Here is a 17,240-nt window from a genome sequence, read left to right on the forward strand (position 1 = left end):
GCCCCTGGCCATTCGGCCGATAGGCAAGTCGCCTGCGCTCACGCATCATTCTCAGCACGGCTCGCCGCAGCGGGAATAGCAAGCCGTTACTGCTGGCTCAGAGTGAGCGAAAGCAGACGCGCGGTGATGTCGACAATCGGAATCACGCGGTTGTAAGCCATGCGGGTCGGCCCGATCACGCCGAGCGTGCCGACGATCTTGCCGTTCACCTCGTACGGCGCGGTGACGACGCTCATCTCTTCGATCGGCACCAGATTCGACTCGCCGCCGATGAAAATCTGCACCCCCGCCGCATGACTCGACACGTCGAGCAATTGAAGGAGACTGGTCTTTTGGTCGAAAACATCGAACAGCCTGCGCAGACGCGCCATGTCCGACGAGAGGTCGGCAACTTCGAGCAGATTGCGCTCGCCGGAAATAAGCACCGTCTCGCCGGTGTCGGATTCGTCTGTGCTCGCCGTGACGGCCGCATGCATCAGCGTGGTCATGTCGCCACGCAGCTCGTCGATTTCTTCGCGCAGGCGGCGGCGCACGTCGTCGAACGAAAGGCCCGCGAAGTGGGCGTTGATGTAATTGGAGGCTTCAACCAGCTGCGACGGCGAGAAGTCGCGCTGGGTCGCCATGATGCGGTTCTGCACGTCGCCTTCGGGCGTCACGATGATCAGCAGGATGCGTTTGTCCGACAAACGCATGAACTCGATCTGCTTGAACACGTGGCTGCGCCGCGGCGTGAGTACCACCCCGGCGAACTGCGACAGGTTGGACAGCACGCTGGCCGCCGCCGCGACGATCTTTTGCGGCTCGCCCGCCTGCAGCGTAGTCTTGACGGTGCGCATCACCGCCTCTTCGTCCGCGGCGGACTCCACCGTCAGCATCGTATCGACGAACAGACGGTAGCCGCGCGGCGTAGGGATGCGGCCCGCGGAAGTATGCGGACTGATCACGAGCCCCAGGTCCTCGAGATCGGACATCACGTTGCGGATCGTTGCCGGGCTCAGTTCGAGGCCCGAGTAACGAGACAGCGTGCGCGAGCCGACCGGCTGACCTTCGGCGATGTAGCGCTCGATCAGCGTTTTGAGGAGGGTTTGTGCGCGAGGATCTAGCATGAGGAAAAATTTTAGCTTAATGCCGGGACTACCGCGAGCGCTAACGGCGCCTGCCCGCGACGAATACGCCACTGCTTGCCGGGGCGCCGTCCGGCCGGCGCTCTGGCGCGACGCTGCACATCGCTCCGATCCCCTCTTGCGCCGACATTCGCAAGCTCCTTGCGGCCAGCGTCGGCGCAAGTTGATCGGCAGCCCGCCCTCACACTTTAATCGGCGCGCATGTCATCAAGGCTTCACCATTCTAACGATAATCGCGGCATGCGCCGGCGCCCCGCCATGCCGGCCCGCCACCGGGTCTGTCTGCGGTTCTTTTCAGGCCCCACCTATGGTGTAATGCCGGCATGCAAGTGACCAGCCAGTTCAAGACCGTCGCGCTCGTCGGGCGCAACAATACGCCAGGTATCGGCGAGCCGCTGACCGCGCTCGCCTCGTGCATCGCGAAACGCGGCTTCGAAGTCGTGTTCGAGGCCGACACCGCCGCGGAAATCGGCATCACCGACTATCCGGCGCTGCGTCCCGCCGAGATCGGCGCGCGCGCCGACGTCGCCGTGGTGCTGGGCGGCGACGGCACGATGCTCGGCATCGGCCGTCAGCTTGCGCCGTACCGCACGCCGCTCATCGGCATCAATCATGGGCGGCTCGGTTTCATCACGGACATCCCGATCTCCGACATGCGCGAGATCGTGCCGCAAATGCTGTCCGGCAATTTCGAGCGCGAAGAACGCCTGCTGCTCGAAGCGCGCATCATGCGCGACGGCAATCCGATCTATCACGCGCTGGCCTTCAACGACGTGGTGGTCAACCGCAGCGGCTTTTCGGGGATGGCGGAACTGCACGTCTCGGTCGACGGGCGCTTCATGTACAACCAGCGATCGGACGGCCTGATCGTCGCCACGCCGACCGGCTCGACCGCTTACGCGCTGTCGTCGCAGGGCCCCATTCTGCATCCGCAATTGCAGGGCATCGTGCTCGTGCCGATCGCGCCGCACGCGCTGTCGAACCGGCCGATCGTGCTGCCGGACGACTCGAAGGTGAGCATCCAGATCGTCTCCGGGCGCGAAGTGAACGTCAATTTCGACATGCAGTCGTTCACCTCGCTGGAGTTGAGCGACACGATCGAGGTGCGCCGCTCGCGTCATACGGTGCCGATGCTGCATCCGGTCGGCTACAGCCACTACGCCACGCTGCGCAAGAAGCTGCACTGGAACGAATACCCGTCGCACGAAGAAGATCCCAAGCCCTGAGCGGCGCAGTCACGCCGGAACGCCAAGGCCCAAGCTACCGCCGCTGCCGAAACCTGAATTTCAAGCTCATCAGACGACCTCCATGCTTCGCCACCTCTCGATACGCGACTTCGTCATCGTCGCCGCGCTCGACCTCGAATTCGACAGCGGCTTTACTGTTTTCTCGGGCGAAACCGGCGCCGGCAAGTCGATCCTGATCGACGCGCTGGCACTCGCGCTCGGCGCGCGCGCCGACGCGAGCGTCGTACGCACCGGCGAGAGCCGTGCCGACATCACCGCGGAGTTCGAGACCCATGCGCAGGTCGAGCAATGGCTCGACGAGCAGGCGCTCGGCGCCACCGCCGACAGCGACGAGCATGGCGGTACCGTGATGCTGCGGCGGGTAGTGGACGCCAACGGCCGCTCGCGCGCGTTCATCAACGGCACGGCCGCCACACTCGCACAGTTGCGCGAGGTGGGCGAGATGCTGGTGGACATTCACGGCCAGCACGCGCACCAGTTGCTGATGCGCCCCGACGCGCAACGCGAACTGTTCGATACCCACGCGGGTCTGTCCGACACCGCCGCCACCGTCACACGCGCGTGGCGCACGTGGCGCGAGAAGGTTCAGGCGATCGAACACGCACAGACCCGCGACCGCGAGTTGCAGCTGGAGCGCGAGCGGCTCGCCTGGCAGCTCACCGAACTGGACAAGCTCGCGCCGCAACCGGGCGAATGGGAAGAGGTCAACGCCGAGCACCATCGTTTGTCCCATTCGGCCAATCTGATCGACGGCGTGCAAGGCGCGCTCGGCGCCCTGTCCGAGTCGGACGAGGCGATGATCACCCACCTCGCGTCGATCGTGTCGAAGGTGCGCAACCTGGCCGAGATCGATCCTGCGCTGAACGACGTCCTCGCCGCGCTCGAACCCGCCGAAATCCAGTTGCAGGAAGCGGCGTACTCGCTGAGTCATTACGCGCAAAAGCTCGAACTCGATCCGGACCGCCTCGCGCAAGTCGAAAAGCGCCTCGATGCGCTGCACTCGGCCGCGCGCAAGTTCCGCCTGCAGCCACAGACGCTCCCCGACGAACATCAGGCGCGGCGCGCGCAACTGGACGCGCTCGACGCCGCCGCGGATCTCGACAGCCTGCACGCCGCAGAGGCGAAGGCCAGGGAAGCGTACCTGGCCGAGGCGAAGAAACTCTCAAAGGCGCGTGCGAAAGCCGGCACCGCGTTGGGCGCGGCGGTCACCACCGGCATGCAGGAACTGTCGATGAAAGGCGGCAGCTTCGAAGTCGCGCTAGTGCCGCTGCCCGAGGGCGGCGCGCATGGTTTGGAGCAGGTCGAGTTCCGCGTCGCGGGTCACGCCGGCGTGCCGTTGCGACCGCTCGCCAAGGTCGCCTCGGGCGGCGAACTGGCGCGTATCAGCCTCGCGCTGGCGGTCATCGCCAGCGCCGCCAGCCCGACACCCACGCTGATCTTCGACGAAGTGGATACCGGCATCGGCGGCGGCGTCGCCGAAGTGGTGGGGCGGCTGTTGCATCAGCTCGGGCAAGCACGCCAGGTGCTGTGCGTGACCCACTTGCCGCAAGTCGCCGCGCGCGGCGACCACCATTTCCAGGTGGCGAAAGCCGGCAACGGCAAGGGCGGCACGGTGAGCAGCGTCATCTCGCTCGACAAGGCGAACCGCGTCGAGGAAGTCGCGCGGATGCTCGGCGGGCTGGAAATCACCGCGACCACGCGCAAGCACGCGAAGGAAATGCTGGCCGCCTGAAACCGCGCGGCCGGGAGGCGCTCACCTCGGCCGCCGACCAGTACTTCGACGCCTCGTGAGCAAGGCGGGCATCGATTACGCCCGCCGCCCCACTCTCACGTCACGCAGCACACCCTCTCACCCGAACACCCGCTTCCACAACGCCAGCACCGCTGCGCGCTCGGTGCCGACCAGCGCCGGATCGACGCGCGCCTTCTCCATCCCGTCGAGCCGCAGCTTGTGCTGCAACTTGCGATACGTGCGATACGCCGCGCCGACCGTCTCGGCCTCTTCCTCGCTCATCAGGCCGAAGCGCGACACTTCGCGCAGCAACGCGATGTTGCCGGTATTGCGGATCAGTTCGGGATCGCGGGCCGCGTGCAGCAGCACCCAGTACTGCACGGTGAATTCGATATCGACCATCCCGCCACGGTCGTGCTTCAGATCGAACAGCGCCGGCGTGTGGTTCGGATGCCCCGCCCCAACGCGCTCGCGCATCTCGACGATCTCCTTCGCGAGCGGCACCGCGTCGCGCGGCGTGGTCAACACCTGCTCGCGGATCGCCTCGAACTTCGCGCCGATCCCGGCATCGCCCGCGCAGTAACGCGCCCGGCTCAGCGCTTGATGCTCCCAGACCCACGCGGTGTTGGCCGCGTCGCCTTCGCGCAACTGGTAGCGGCGGAACGCGTCGAGGTCCGTGACGAGCAGGCCCGACTCGCCGTTCGGCCGCAAGCGCAGGTCGACATCGAACAACGTGCCGGCGCCGGTCGCGGTGGTCAGCCAGGTGATCAGGCGGCGGGTGTAGGTGGCGTAGACGTCGGCCGCGGCGTCGTCGGGATCGTCGTACAGGAAGATCACGTCGAGGTCGGACGCGTAGCCCAACTCCTTGCCGCCCAGCTTGCCGTAGGCAATCACCGCGAAACGCGGCACCTCGCGGTGGCGCTTCGACAACTGTTTCCAGACCGCTTCGAGCGTGACGTCGAGCACGGCGTCGGCGAGTTCGGACAACCGGTCGCTCACGTGCTCGACGCTCAGCTTGCCGGCGAGATCGATCAGCAGAATGCGGAATACCTCGGCCTGGTGCGCGTGGCGCAGCAGATCCATCTGCTGCTCGACGCCGTCGGCGGCGGCCAGCCGCAAGCGCAGCGTGCGCTTGAATTCGGGCCAGTCGAACGGACTGTTGATCGCTTCGTCGTCGAGCAGTTCGTCGAGCAGTTGCGGATGGCGGATCAGATAACCGGCTGCCCAGCGCGAGCCGCCCAGCACCGACAGCACCTGGTGCAGCGCCTGCGGATACTCGGTCAGCAGCGCGAGGTAGGCGCCGCGCCGGCTCACCGCTTCGAGCAGATCGAACAGGCGCGCGACCGTGTCGCCGCGCCGCTCGGGTGGCTCGAGCGTACGCGCGGCTTCCAGCGCTCGCTGCGCGACGATGTCGAAACGTTGCCGGCTGCGCTCGGCGAGCCCCGCGTAACGCGACGACTGCCACACCGCGCGCAAGCGCGCGAGCAGCTCGCCCGGCTCGGCCACACCGAGTTCGATGAGACGCGCGCGCAATGCTTCGTCGGCGCTGTCGTCGGCGAGCGCGCTGCTCCACACCCATGCGGCAGCGCCGTCTTCAGGCGCGCCGCAGCCGTCGCGGCCGCTCACCTTGTCGGCGAAAATCTGGTCGAACTGCTGTTCGACGAATTCGCGATGCGCATCGAGCTTCGCCATGAGTGCCGCGTAGTCGTCGCAACCCATCGTGCGCGCGAGCGCCGCGCGCTCTTCCGGGTCGACCGGCATCGCGTGGGTTTGCGCATCGTTGCGGTATTGCAGACGGTGCTCGAGTTCGCGCAGGAACCGGTAAGCGACTGACAGCTTCTCGCACACCGACGTATCCAGCAGCCCATGCGCGGCCGCGTGCCGCAACACGGCGAGCGTCGGCCGCACGCGAAAGCCCGCGTCCTGGCCGCCGCGAATCAGCTGGAACACCTGCGCGCTGAATTCGATTTCGCGGATGCCGCCGCGCCCGAGCTTGATGTCGTCGGCCTTGTCGGGCCGCATCGACGCGCGGCGCTGCGCCTCCTGGCGAATCTGCAGATGCAGCGCGCGAATCGCGCTGATCACGCCGAAGTCGAGATAGCGGCGGTAGACGAACGGCGTGACGATCGCGTCGAGCTGCTTCTGCAGCCGCTGCGCCGCGTCGCTCGCGCCTTCCGATACGAGCCGGCCCTTGATCCACGCATAGCGCTCCCACTCGCGGCCCTGCACGTAGAAATACTCTTCGAGCATGCCGATGCTGCACACGAGCGGCCCGGAGTCGCCGTTCGGCCGCAGGCGCATGTCGACCCGGAACACGTAGCCGTCGGCGGTGACTTCGGCGAGCGCGCCAATCAGACGCTTGCCGAGGCGCGTGAAGAAGTCCTGCGTCGCGATCGGCGAACGCTGGCCGCCCGCCGTCTCACCGTCCTCTTCATAGACGAAGATCAGGTCGATGTCCGACGACACGTTCAACTCGCGTCCCCCCAGCTTGCCCATGCCCACCACGCCGAGCGCGAGCCGCTCGCCCTGCGGGCCGCGCGGTTCGCCATAGAGCGTTTCCAGCTCGGCGGACAGCACCGCAAGCGCGCGCTGGATCGTCGTTTCCGCCAGATCCGTCATCGCCCCGGTGACTTCGGCGATGTCCGCCTCACCCGTCAGATCGCGCTCCATCACCGCGCAAAACACCTCGGTACGCAGTTGGCGCAAGGCCCGTTTGAGTGCATCCTCGTTCAGCGGCGCGCCAGCGGCGCCGGCCGCTTCGGCGCACAACGCGTCGAGACGCGCGTCGATGCGCTCGCGGGTCAGCCGCGCGCTCGCCAGCGCCGCCACGTGCGCGACGAGTGCCGGACGGGCCGCCGCGGCACGCGCGGCATAGTGTGAATAGCTGGAACTCAGGAGTGTGGCGTCAGTCATCAAAGGTCTGGCTCGCTCGTTGCTTGGATAGCGTGGTTCAATCCGCTGTAACACCTCGGCCCGGCGCGCCGATGCAGGCCTTGAGGCGGCGCGCAGACAGGGTTTGCCGGAAGTCCGCTGACCCTTTGCCGTGTGTTACATTTCGTCGTTAATTCGCAAAACTACCATATCGCCCACCCGCCGCAGCATGTCCGAGCGAAACGAATCCGCCGAGCAGCACGAACCCGGGCAGGTCGGACCTGTGAGCGGACACGACCACATCGTGCTGCGTCGGACTTTGCGCGTCGTCCTCGTCATCGCGCTGGTCCTCTACTTCATCGCCACGGCCCTGTTTCTCGGCTTGCGCTACGTCGTGCTGCCGCGTATCGACTCGTTCCGCCCGCGCATCGAAGCGGTCGTTTCCGAGAAGCTGCGCACGCAGTTCACCATCGGCAAGCTGGCGCCGCATTGGAGCGGTTTTCAGCCGGGCGTCGACGTGACCAGTCTCGTGATCCGCGATCACGAAGGCAAACCCGCGCTGACGATTCCGCACGCCACCGCCACGCTGTCGTGGCGATCGCTCTGGCAGTTTCATCCGGCGCTCTCCAGCCTGATCGTCGATCAACCCGACGTGCTGGTCTCGCGCAATGCCGACGGCGTGCTGTCGGTCGCGGGCGTGCCGGTGCCGACCCGTCATAGCGGCAACGACACGCTCTCCACCTGGCTGCTGCGCCAGCAGGCGATCGTGCTGCGCGGCGGCGTGCTGCGCTGGCGCGATGCGCAACACACCGCGCCGGAACTCGCGCTGCGCGACATCCGCATCGCGATTCTGAACGACGGCTACGACCATCGGCTCGCGCTGCAGGCGCCCGCGGACGGCCAGGTGCTGCACGGCCCGATCGACTTCCGCACGCATTTCAGGCACGCGCCGCTCAGCGCGATGGGCAAGCCGATCAACTGGACCGGGCAGGTGTACATGTCGACGGGCCCGGTCGATCTGCCGACGCTCGCGCGCTACATCGATTTCCCGATCGAGACGTTCGCCGGCCGCATCGACAACGCGATCTGGGCCGACTTCTCCGAGGGCCGCATGAAGACGGCGAGCGGCAAGCTGACCGGCGCCGACGTCGCGCTGCGGGTGCGTCCGACGCAGCCCAAGCTGCTGCTGCCGGTCGCTCATTTCTCGTGGCGCCTCGACGTCGCCCAGCAGGGCGACTACCGGCTGCAACTCACCGACCTGCGCGCCGAGCTCGGTCAGCCGCCGCTCGACGACGGCACGCCGCTCACCCGCACGCTCCAGTTCGCGGCGCTCGACGGCCGCTACCGGACGGCGTCGCAGCAGCACGGGCAACTCGTGAGCGTCGCCGGCGACCGCGTCGACCTGGGCATCCTCGCGGAATTCAGCCGCGCGCTGCCGCTGCCGCAGCGTCTGCTGAACAACCTGGTGCGCTTCAATCCGCGCGGCCTCATGGCCAACTACGTGATCGAAGTCGAGCGCGGCAAGCCGGAGACGGGCGAAGTGGGCGGCGATCGGCACGCGACCGGTGCGGAGCCGATCGAGCGTTATCGCTTCAAGGGCGATCTGCAGGGCATCAGCGTGGCCGCCCAGGAACCGCCGCCGGGACTCACCGCGCGCAATCACCCGCGCGCGGGCATACCCGGCATCGAAAATCTGTGGGGCAGCGTCGACGCCGACGAAAACCACGGCACCGCGCGTCTCGACACGTCCAACGTGGCCATCACGCTGCCGGGCGTGTTCGACGATCCGCGCCTGAAGCTCGACCGTCTGCATGGCCGCGCCGACTGGACCATCACGCCGAAGGCGCCCGGCGAGAACCGCCCGGGATTCGCAGTGAAGGTGGCCGATTTCGCTGTCTCGAACGCAGACGTCGCGGCCACCGCGAGCGCCAGCTACAGCAACCCCGGTCACGGCCGCGGCTCGCTCGATCTGAAGGCCGACTTCCAGCGCGCCCAGGTGACGCGCATCACCCGCTATCTGCCGACCAGCATCAGCGAAAAGCTGCGCATCTATCTGGGCCACGGGCTGCAGGCGGGCATCTCGCAGGGCGCGACGATCGAAGTGCACGGCGACCTGACCAAGTTCCCGTACTCGCGCGATCCCGACGCCGGCATCTTCCATATCGTCGCGCCTTTCAAGGGCGGCAAGTTCGATCCTTCGCCCTACCCGCCGCGCAATATGCGCAACGGCACGCCGAACGTGTGGCCGCCGCTCGACGGCATCGACGGCGTGTTCGAACTCAAGCAGAACGTGATGCGCTTCGACATCGCCCGCGGGCGGTACAGGCGCGTTGCGCTGACCGGCGTCAACGGCAAGATCGACGACCTCGGCAACCGTGGCTCGAATCTCGTCATCCAGGGTAATGGGCGCGGGCCGCTCGCCGACATGCTCGACTACGTGAACGGCAGCTCGCTCGGCATCATGGCGCGGCACCAGACCGAAAAGATTCGCGCCGAAGGGCCCGCGTCGCTCGCACTCAAGCTGACGGTGCCGCGCACGCCGAAACCGCATATCGGCGTGGAAGGCGCGGTCGGCTTCCTGAACAACCGGCTGAGCGTGCCGCACGTACCGCCGTTGTCGCAACTGAACGGCCGGGTGCGTTTCACCGAGCGGACGGCCCAGGTCGACCGGCTCTCCGCACAGTTCCTCGGCGGCGATGTGCATGCCAACGGCGGGCTGCGGCAGAACGGCACGTACGCGCTGGCGCTCGACGGCCATATCGCCGTCGACGCGGCGCGCGGCCTCGATCTGCATGGTCCGGCCGCGCAGGTGCTGACGCGCCTGAGCGGCACGGCACCCTACGCGCTGAACGTGCGCGGCGCCAAGGGCAGCTTGCCGGAAGTGACCGCGAACTCCGATCTGACCGGGCTCGCGCTCGACTTCCCGGCGCCGTTCGACAAGCCGGCCGGCGCGCCGATGCCGCTGCACTTCGCCGTCAACCCGTCCGCGGCGCCGGGCGAAGCCGGTCTGGAACGCGCCGACCTGACCTTCGGCCCGATCGCCGCCGCGTATCTGCTGCGCTATCAACCGAAAGCGATGCCGACGGTCGTGCGCGGCGCGATCGGCGTGAACAAGCCCGCCGATCTGCCGTCCGAAGGCGTGGTTGCCGCCGTCGACCTGCCGGCGTTCGACGCCGACGCGTGGCGCGCGCTCGTCACGCAGATGCGCACCCAGGGCACCGCTTCGAACTCCCCGCCGGGGAACCCGCCCATTGCGCCCACTGCGCCCGCCCCTGTGGCGGCCACACCGCCGGCTGCGCCGAATCCGGCCGTCACGCAATTCCTGCCGAACCGCTTCGCGCTGCACATCGATACCCTGACGCTGCTCAAGCGCCACTGGGACGACGTGATCGTCGGCGCGTCGCATGCGGACGGCAAATGGCAGGCGAACATCGCGTCGAACCAGGTCTCCGGCCACGTGTCGTGGCTGCCGGGCGCCACTCGCGGATCGCCGGGCGCCCTGCAGGCGCGCTTTGCGCGCGTCGTGATTCCGTCGGTCGAGGACAAGGACCTGCTCGGCCCGGCGATGTCGGCGCCCGCGCAGAACATGCCGTCGATCGATCTGGTGGTCAACGAGCTGATCGTGCGCGAGCGCAACGTCGGCCGGCTCGAAGTCGACGCGCACAACTTCGAGGAAGACGGCGTGCCGGTCTGGCAGCTCGACAAGCTCGACATCACGAATCCCGCCGCCACGCTGACCGCCACCGCGAATTGGCGCACTTCGACGGAACTGGGCGCCGCCGCCGACGAAACCACGCCGCGCCGCACCGTGTTCGATTTCAAGCTCGACATCAAGGACGCCGGTGCGCTGATCGAGCGCTTCGGCCTGCCGCGCACCATCAAGGGCGGCACGGGCTCGCTGTCGGGCAAGCTGGCATGGCTCGGCGCCCCGGCCGTGATCGACTTTCCGACGCTCAACGGCAATCTGGCGGCGGACCTGCACCACGGCCAGATCCTCAAGATCGACCCTGGCGTCGCCACGCTGCTGGGCGTGCTCAGCCTGCAAAGCCTCGCGCGTATCGCGACGCTGGATTTCCGCGACGTGATCGGCGAAGGGCTGCCGTTTTCCAGCGTCACCGCTACCGCGCAGATTCACAACGGCATCGGCCGAACGGACAACTTCAGGATGGTGACCGCGCCGGCGCGCGTCGACATGACGGGCACAGTCGATCTCGCGCAGAAGTCCCAGGACATGCATCTCCACGTCACGCCGACCGTGAGCATGGGCGCCGGGGTGATCGCCGCGGCGGTCATTAATCCGTTTTTCGGGCTGGGCGCGCTAGTGGCCGATCTGGCGCTTACCCACTCGGTCTCGCACGTGTTCGCGCGCGAGTACGCGATCACCGGTTCGTGGTCGAAACCGCACGTCGAGCGGGTGACGGGCGATCGCGGTAATATGGACGTTCCGGCTTCGACCGTTGAAGCGCACTGAGTTTTATCCGGCCTCCGGTTGCTTTTATGGCCGGCCGAGCGCCCAGTGCCGCGGCGGCGGCCCCAGCCAGCCCTGAACGACGTAAGCGGCGCAGCAGTTCGCGCCGCCGCCTTGCCGGGAGTTTTTCGAAACGCTCATGAGCGAAACACACGTCTTTCCCCCCTCGTCCACCGCGGCGTCCAGCGGTTCCCCGCCAAGCACCTTCCGGATCTCCGCGCTGCAGATGGTGAGCACGCCGGATCGCGAACGCAATCTGGCCGAAGCGCAGCGCCTGATCGCCGAAGCCGCCGCCGACGGCGCGCAACTCGTGCTGCTGCCCGAATACTTCTGCTTCATGGGCTTCAAGGACACGGACAAACTGGCCGTGCGCGAGCCCTACAAGGACGGCCCGATCCAGCGTTTTCTCGCCGATGCCGCCTGCCGCCACCAGATCTGGCTGATCGGCGGTACGCTGCCGATTACCGCGCCGGAAGCATCGCGCGTACTGAACACCACGCTGGTGTTCGACCCGCAAGGCAACGAAGCCGCGCGCTACGACAAGATTCATCTGTTCAACTTCGAGAAGGGCGAAGAATCGTTCGACGAGGCGCGCACCATCTGCCCCGGCGGCGAGGTCCGCAGCTTCGAGGCGCCGTTCGGCCGCGTGGGCCTGTCGGTCTGCTACGATCTGCGCTTTCCGGAGCTGTACCGGCGCATGGGCGATTGCGCGCTGATCGTGGTGCCGTCCGCCTTCACCTACACCACCGGCCGCGCGCATTGGGAAACGCTGCTGCGCGCCCGGGCAGTCGAAAACCAGTGTTACGTGCTGGCCGCGGCGCAAGGCGGTAAACATGAGAACGGCCGCCGTACCTGGGGCCACAGCATGCTGATCGACCCATGGGGCGACATCGTCGCAGTGCGCGACGAAGGGGCCGGCGTGGTCGCCGGCAATCTCGAGCGTGCTCGCATCGACGAAGTGCGACAGAGTTTGCCCGCCTGGCGTCATCGCGTGCTCAGCTGAAACGACATTGAAACTGCGGCGCCGGTCACGCATATAGTGGCTCCGGCGCTAACCGACTCCTATCGAGCAGAACATACTTCGCATGAACATCATCGAACCCGGTATCCGTAATCTCGCCACCGCCAAGGACATCCTCCTGACGCCCTACGGTCTCGACGAATCCCTGCTCACCCGCACGCTCGCCGAAATCTTCACGCACAAGATCGACTACGCGGACCTGTACTTCCAGTACACGCGCAGCGAAGCGTGGAGTCTCGAAGAAGGCATCGTGAAATCGGGCAGCTTCAGCATCGACCAGGGCGTCGGCGTGCGCGCCGTGTCGGGCGACCGCACCGCTTTCGCCTATTCGGACGATCTGTCGCCCGAAGCGATTCGTCAGGCGGCGCTCGCCACCCGTTCGATTGCCAAGGCGGGCGGCGGCAAGCAGAAGATCAAGGCAGCCACGTCGCTCACCGGCATCGCCGGGCGCGATCTGTACCTGCCGTCCGACCCGCTCCATTCGCTCGACGCGACCGCCAAGGTCAAGCTGCTCGAGCGCATCGAACAGATGGCGCGTGGCCGCGATCCGCGCATCCAGCAGGTGATGGCGGGCCTCGCCGGCGAATACGACGTGGTGCTGGTCGCGCGCAGCGACGGCGGCTTCGCGGCTGACATTCGCCCGCTCGTGCGCGTGTCGGTCACGGTGATCGCCGAGCAGAACGGCCGCCGCGAAATCGGCAGCGGCGGCGGCGGCGGCCGTTTCGATTACGGCTATTTCACCGACGAAGTGCTGTCGCGCTATGTCGACGACGCGGTGCATGCGGCGCTGGTCAACCTCGACGCGCGTCCGGCGCCGGCTGGCGCGATGACCGTCGTGCTCGGACCGGGCTGGCCCGGCGTGCTGCTGCACGAAGCGATCGGCCACGGCCTCGAAGGCGACTTCAACCGCAAGGGTTCGTCGGCATTTGCAGGACGTATCGGCGAACAGGTTGCCGCCAAGGGCGTGACCGTGGTCGACGACGGCACGCTGCCGAACCGCCGCGGCTCGCTCAATATCGACGACGAAGGCAACCCGACCCAGTGCACGACGCTGATCGAGGACGGTATCCTGAAGGGCTACATCCAGGACACGCTGAACGCGCGTCTGATGAAGATGCCGGTCACCGGCAACGCGCGCCGCGAGTCGTACGCGGCGCTGCCGATGCCGCGCATGACCAACACGTACATGCTCAACGGCGACAAGGACCCGCAGGAAATTCTCGCGTCGGTGAAGAACGGCTTGTATGCGGTGAACTTCGGCGGCGGGCAGGTCGACATCACGAACGGCAAGTTCGTGTTCTCGGCCTCCGAGGCGTACATGATCGAAAACGGCAAGATCACGTACCCGGTCAAGGGCGCGACGCTGATCGGCAGCGGTCCGGAATCGCTGAAGTACGTGAGCATGATCGGCAACGACATGAAGCTCGATTCGGGCGTCGGCGTGTGCGGCAAGGAAGGCCAGAGCGTGCCGGTGGGCGTCGGCCAGCCGACGCTGCGCATCGACCGGATGACGGTGGGCGGCACGGCCTGACTCCCCAGCAAACGCATACTTCGTGCATGCAACGCGCGAAGTATGCGGGTTTTCCGCATTTTTATACCCTTATGCTTGTCATCCGAGCTTGAGCGGGTTATAAAGTCACTCACCCTTTTTGACCAGCGACCTCATTTCGCCATGTCCGCCAAGTTTTACTTTTACTTTTTTTGGTATCTCAGACCGCTGGCGGATCGAGAGGGGTGTTAGTGCACGCAGGACACCGAGAATTCCCGAAAAACCGCCAGCTAAGTCTGGCGGTTTTTTTTCGCCTCACAGATCTGCAACCGCAGTTCAAACCGCATCTAGAACTTTGTCGTTGAACATTTTTTGATTGTCGTCCGCTCTGGCAACGCTGCCTCATCACAGCCTTCGTTGCCCGCGCGAACACGCTACGAACCGATTCAGGAGAACAACATGCCCCCGCACAACACCGACGATGTCCGCATTCGCGAATTGAAAGAACTCACGCCGCCCGCTCACCTGATCCGCGAATTCGCCTGCGACGAAACGGTGTCCGACGTGATCTACAACTCGCGCAACGCGATGCACCGGATTCTGCATGGCATGGAAGACCGGCTGATCGTGATCATCGGGCCGTGTTCGATTCACGATCCGAAGGCGGCGATGGAATACGCCGGGCGCCTGATCGAGCAGCGCAAGCGCTTCGCCGGCGAACTCGAAATCGTGATGCGCGTGTACTTCGAAAAGCCGCGCACGACGGTCGGCTGGAAGGGTCTCATCAACGACCCGCACATGGACAACAGCTTCAAGATCAACGACGGCCTGCGCGCCGCGCGCGAACTGCTGTTGCGCATCAACGAACTGGGCCTGCCGGCCGGCACCGAATACCTCGACATGATCAGCCCGCAATACATCGCCGATCTGATTTCGTGGGGGGCGATCGGCGCACGCACCACCGAGTCGCAGGTGCATCGCGAACTGGCGTCGGGACTGTCGTGCCCGGTCGGCTTCAAGAACGGCACGGACGGCAACGTCAAGATCGCGGTCGACGCGATCAAGGCCGCGTCGCAGCCGCACCATTTCCTGTCGGTCACCAAGGGCGGTCACTCGGCGATCGTGTCGACGGCCGGCAATGAGGACTGCCACATCATCCTGCGCGGCGGCAAGACGCCGAATTACGACGCGGACAGCGTCAACGCCGCTTGCGCGGACATCGGCAAGGCCGGTCTCGCGGCGCGCCTGATGATCGATGCGAGCCACGCGAATAGCTCGAAGAAGCACGAGAACCAGATTCCGGTGTGCGCGGATATCGGCCGCCAGATTGCTTCGGGCGACGAACGGATTGTCGGCGTGATGGTGGAGTCGCACCTGGTGGCAGGCCGCCAGGATTTGCAGGAAGGCTGCGCGCTGACGTACGGCCAGAGCATCACCGATGCGTGCATCGGCTGGGACGAAAGCGTCACTGTACTCGAAGGTCTCGCCGAGGCGGTCAAGCAACGGCGCGTCGCGCGCGGCAGCGGCAACTAAAGCGCTGCCACGCTGCTTCAGGCAGATTCGTAGAAAGCCCGGCTCGTCGAGCCGGGCTTTTTTTTGGCCGAACGGCCGAATGGTGCTTCATATGCCGCCTCTGTACCGTAACAGCTCATCGCCGGGTCGCGGACGACTTGACCGGGTGGAGCATTGAGTATAAAATTTTGTACATGAAAGGCGACTATGGAGCAGGAAAAAGAAATTCGCTGGTTAGGGTCCAGCTATCGCGATTTACTCGCCTTTCCCGAAGAACCACGTCGTCGCGCGGGATTTCAGCTCGGCAAGATCCAGGCGGGGCTCGACCCTGACGACTGGAAGCCGTTCGACTCGATCGGCGCCGGAACTCGCGAAATCCGCATCAGGGATCCAGACGACATTTTTCGCGTGATGTATGTGACCAAGTACGTCGAAGCGCTGTATGTGCTGCACTGCTTCCAGAAGAAAACGCAGAAGCTGGAGCCGCATGACAGGAAGATTGCCGAAACGCGTTACCGCGCCATCATCAACAATAGGAAAACTTAGCAAATGACGATCGACACGAAAATTCGTCACGTGACCCGGCCCGGTGCGAATCTGTTCCTCGAACTGGGCTTTTCCGCCGACGAGGCGAAGCGCCTGCATGCCGCATCGCAAAAACAGATCAACGACACACGGTTGCTGAAAGAGCAATTGATGACCGAGCTCTCCAGCTGGATCGAACAACACCATCTGAAGCAGGCCGAGGCCGCCGAGATTCTCATGGTGTCGCGTCCGCGCGTCTCCGACGTGGTCAACAAGAAAACCGCCAAGTTCACCATCGACACGCTAGTCGAAATGATGAGCCGTATCGGCAAGCCGGTTACGCTGGCCGTCGGCTAACGCGCGCCGCTTGTCCGCCGGGCATAGCCGTTGCGGCGTCCAGGCAAGCACCTGTCCGCACGCTAGCTCGCGTTGCGATCGTGCTGCCACAGCACGTCCGTGCCACCGTCAGCGCGATTGAGCACGCGCGCGAGCACGAACAGCAGGTCCGATAGCCGGTTCACGTATTGACGCGGCGCCGCGTTGATCGGCTCGTGTTCTCCCAATGCCACGATCGCCCGCTCGGCACGGCGGCAAACGGTACGGCACACATGCGCAAGCGCCGCCGAGCGCGAGCCGCCCGGCAGAATGAACTCCTTCAGCGGCGGCAATGCCGCGTTGTAGTCGGCGAGCCAGTCGTCGAGTTGGGCGAGATGCCGGTCGGTGATTATCGTGTGACCGGGAATGCAGAGTTCGCCGCCGAGATCGAACAGATCATGCTGGATCGCGACCAGCGCCGCACGCACCCTGTCAGGCAGCGTTTCGCACAACAGCACGCCGAGGTTCGAATTGAGTTCGTCGAGGTCGCCAATCGCGGCAATGCGCGCGCTGTCCTTACGTACGCGGCGGCCGTCGCCCAGTCCGGTGGTGCCGTCATCGCCCGTGCGGGTCGCGATCTTGCTCAAGCGGTTGCCCATGATGTCTCCCATCCTTTCAGTGGCGATGCGTCCATGCAAATGGCACGGCTCAACGCAAAACGGCCGGCTGGCCATCGCGTTTATCCATATTGCGCGCATCGTGAAGTCGCCGCCATTATAGGAGCGGTGGGGGTCCTGACGCCGCCCCGCGGACGATCGGCGTAAAATGAAGTACTTGCTGCAAACAGGCTGTGCCCGAAATATCGGCAGTCGTTTTTCATGGGAGCGGAGTTGGTGCTTTGCGCGACGCCGGTCGACCGCTTTGCATGGGACTGGG

General features: G+C 65.7%; 11 protein-coding genes. 8 read left to right on the forward strand and 3 right to left on the reverse strand.

What is annotated here, in order from left to right:
* Positions 1 to 86: 86 nt before the first annotated feature.
* Positions 87 to 1,106, reverse strand: a complete 1,020-nt coding sequence (gene hrcA, locus PQQ53_RS17015) for a heat-inducible transcriptional repressor HrcA (RefSeq protein WP_408143571.1) — start codon at positions 1,104 to 1,106, stop codon at positions 87 to 89.
* 341 nt (positions 1,107 to 1,447) lie between these two features.
* On the opposite strand from hrcA, the gene PQQ53_RS17020 reads away from it, so the two are divergent.
* Together PQQ53_RS17020 and recN are read left to right on the forward strand one after the other, a co-directional pair.
* Entirely contained in the window at positions 1,448 to 2,350 is a 903-nt protein-coding gene (locus PQQ53_RS17020; protein WP_175158798.1) for an NAD kinase, read from the forward strand.
* Positions 2,351 to 2,432: 82 nt separating this feature from the next.
* A complete protein-coding gene (recN, locus tag PQQ53_RS17025; RefSeq protein ID WP_408324997.1) occupies positions 2,433 to 4,103 on the forward strand; it encodes a DNA repair protein RecN in 1,671 nt (556 codons plus the stop codon).
* A 117-nt stretch (positions 4,104 to 4,220) separates the two neighbouring features.
* On the opposite strand, the gene glnE is transcribed toward recN, so the two are convergent.
* Positions 4,221 to 7,070, reverse strand: a complete 2,850-nt coding sequence (gene glnE, locus PQQ53_RS17030) for a bifunctional [glutamate--ammonia ligase]-adenylyl-L-tyrosine phosphorylase/[glutamate--ammonia-ligase] adenylyltransferase (RefSeq protein WP_408154732.1) — start codon at positions 7,068 to 7,070, stop codon at positions 4,221 to 4,223.
* A gap of 133 nt (positions 7,071 to 7,203) precedes the next feature.
* Between glnE and PQQ53_RS17035 the strand changes: the two genes are divergently transcribed.
* The 6 genes from PQQ53_RS17035 to PQQ53_RS17060 all read left to right on the forward strand — a co-directional run bounded on the left by PQQ53_RS17035 (position 7,204) and on the right by PQQ53_RS17060 (position 16,346).
* Positions 7,204 to 11,445, forward strand: a complete 4,242-nt coding sequence (locus PQQ53_RS17035) for a YhdP family protein (protein ID WP_408324999.1) — start codon at positions 7,204 to 7,206, stop codon at positions 11,443 to 11,445.
* Between the two features lie 136 nt (positions 11,446 to 11,581).
* Positions 11,582 to 12,445 (forward strand): carbon-nitrogen hydrolase family protein, encoded by an 864-nt coding sequence (locus PQQ53_RS17040; protein WP_408325001.1) that lies wholly within the window; start codon positions 11,582 to 11,584, stop codon positions 12,443 to 12,445.
* Positions 12,446 to 12,527: 82 nt separating this feature from the next.
* The gene (tldD, locus tag PQQ53_RS17045; RefSeq protein WP_408143561.1) at positions 12,528 to 13,994 is read left to right on the forward strand and encodes a metalloprotease TldD; all 1,467 of its coding nucleotides are present in this window, start codon (positions 12,528 to 12,530) and stop codon (positions 13,992 to 13,994) included.
* 417 nt (positions 13,995 to 14,411) lie between these two features.
* Positions 14,412 to 15,485 (forward strand): 3-deoxy-7-phosphoheptulonate synthase AroG, encoded by a 1,074-nt coding sequence (aroG, locus tag PQQ53_RS17050; protein WP_408143559.1) that lies wholly within the window; start codon positions 14,412 to 14,414, stop codon positions 15,483 to 15,485.
* Between the two features lie 186 nt (positions 15,486 to 15,671).
* Positions 15,672 to 16,010, forward strand: coding sequence for a type II toxin-antitoxin system RelE/ParE family toxin (locus tag PQQ53_RS17055; RefSeq protein WP_408154726.1), 339 nt, complete (start codon positions 15,672 to 15,674; stop codon positions 16,008 to 16,010).
* A gap of 3 nt (positions 16,011 to 16,013) precedes the next feature.
* A complete protein-coding gene (locus PQQ53_RS17060) occupies positions 16,014 to 16,346 on the forward strand; it encodes a helix-turn-helix domain-containing protein (protein ID WP_408154724.1) in 333 nt (110 codons plus the stop codon).
* Positions 16,347 to 16,408: 62 nt separating this feature from the next.
* Here PQQ53_RS17060 and PQQ53_RS17065 read toward each other — a convergent pair whose 3' ends face one another.
* Entirely contained in the window at positions 16,409 to 16,963 is a 555-nt protein-coding gene (locus tag PQQ53_RS17065) for a cob(I)yrinic acid a,c-diamide adenosyltransferase (RefSeq protein WP_408143553.1), read from the reverse strand.
* Between the last annotated feature and the right edge of the window lie 277 nt (positions 16,964 to 17,240).

Source organism: Paraburkholderia strydomiana (genome assembly GCF_046030495.1).
GTDB classification, from domain to species: domain Bacteria; phylum Pseudomonadota; class Gammaproteobacteria; order Burkholderiales; family Burkholderiaceae; genus Paraburkholderia; species Paraburkholderia strydomiana_A.

Bases quoted from the DNA above. Each gene is read 5' to 3' on its own strand.
- tldD (WP_408143561.1), top strand. From the start codon at position 12,528: ATGAACATCATCGAACCCGGTATCCGTAATCTCGCCACCGCCAAGGAC.
- aroG (WP_408143559.1), top strand. From the start codon at position 14,412: ATGCCCCCGCACAACACCGACGATGTCCGCATTCGCGAATTGAAAGAA.
- PQQ53_RS17060 (WP_408154724.1), top strand. From the start codon at position 16,014: ATGACGATCGACACGAAAATTCGTCACGTGACCCGGCCCGGTGCGAAT.
- recN (WP_408324997.1), top strand. From the start codon at position 2,433: ATGCTTCGCCACCTCTCGATACGCGACTTCGTCATCGTCGCCGCGCTC.
- PQQ53_RS17020 (WP_175158798.1), top strand. From the start codon at position 1,448: ATGCAAGTGACCAGCCAGTTCAAGACCGTCGCGCTCGTCGGGCGCAAC.
- PQQ53_RS17035 (WP_408324999.1), top strand. From the start codon at position 7,204: ATGTCCGAGCGAAACGAATCCGCCGAGCAGCACGAACCCGGGCAGGTC.
- PQQ53_RS17065 (WP_408143553.1), bottom strand. From the start codon at position 16,963: ATGGGCAACCGCTTGAGCAAGATCGCGACCCGCACGGGCGATGACGGC.
- PQQ53_RS17040 (WP_408325001.1), top strand. From the start codon at position 11,582: ATGAGCGAAACACACGTCTTTCCCCCCTCGTCCACCGCGGCGTCCAGC.
- PQQ53_RS17055 (WP_408154726.1), top strand. From the start codon at position 15,672: ATGGAGCAGGAAAAAGAAATTCGCTGGTTAGGGTCCAGCTATCGCGAT.
- hrcA (WP_408143571.1), bottom strand. From the start codon at position 1,106: ATGCTAGATCCTCGCGCACAAACCCTCCTCAAAACGCTGATCGAGCGC.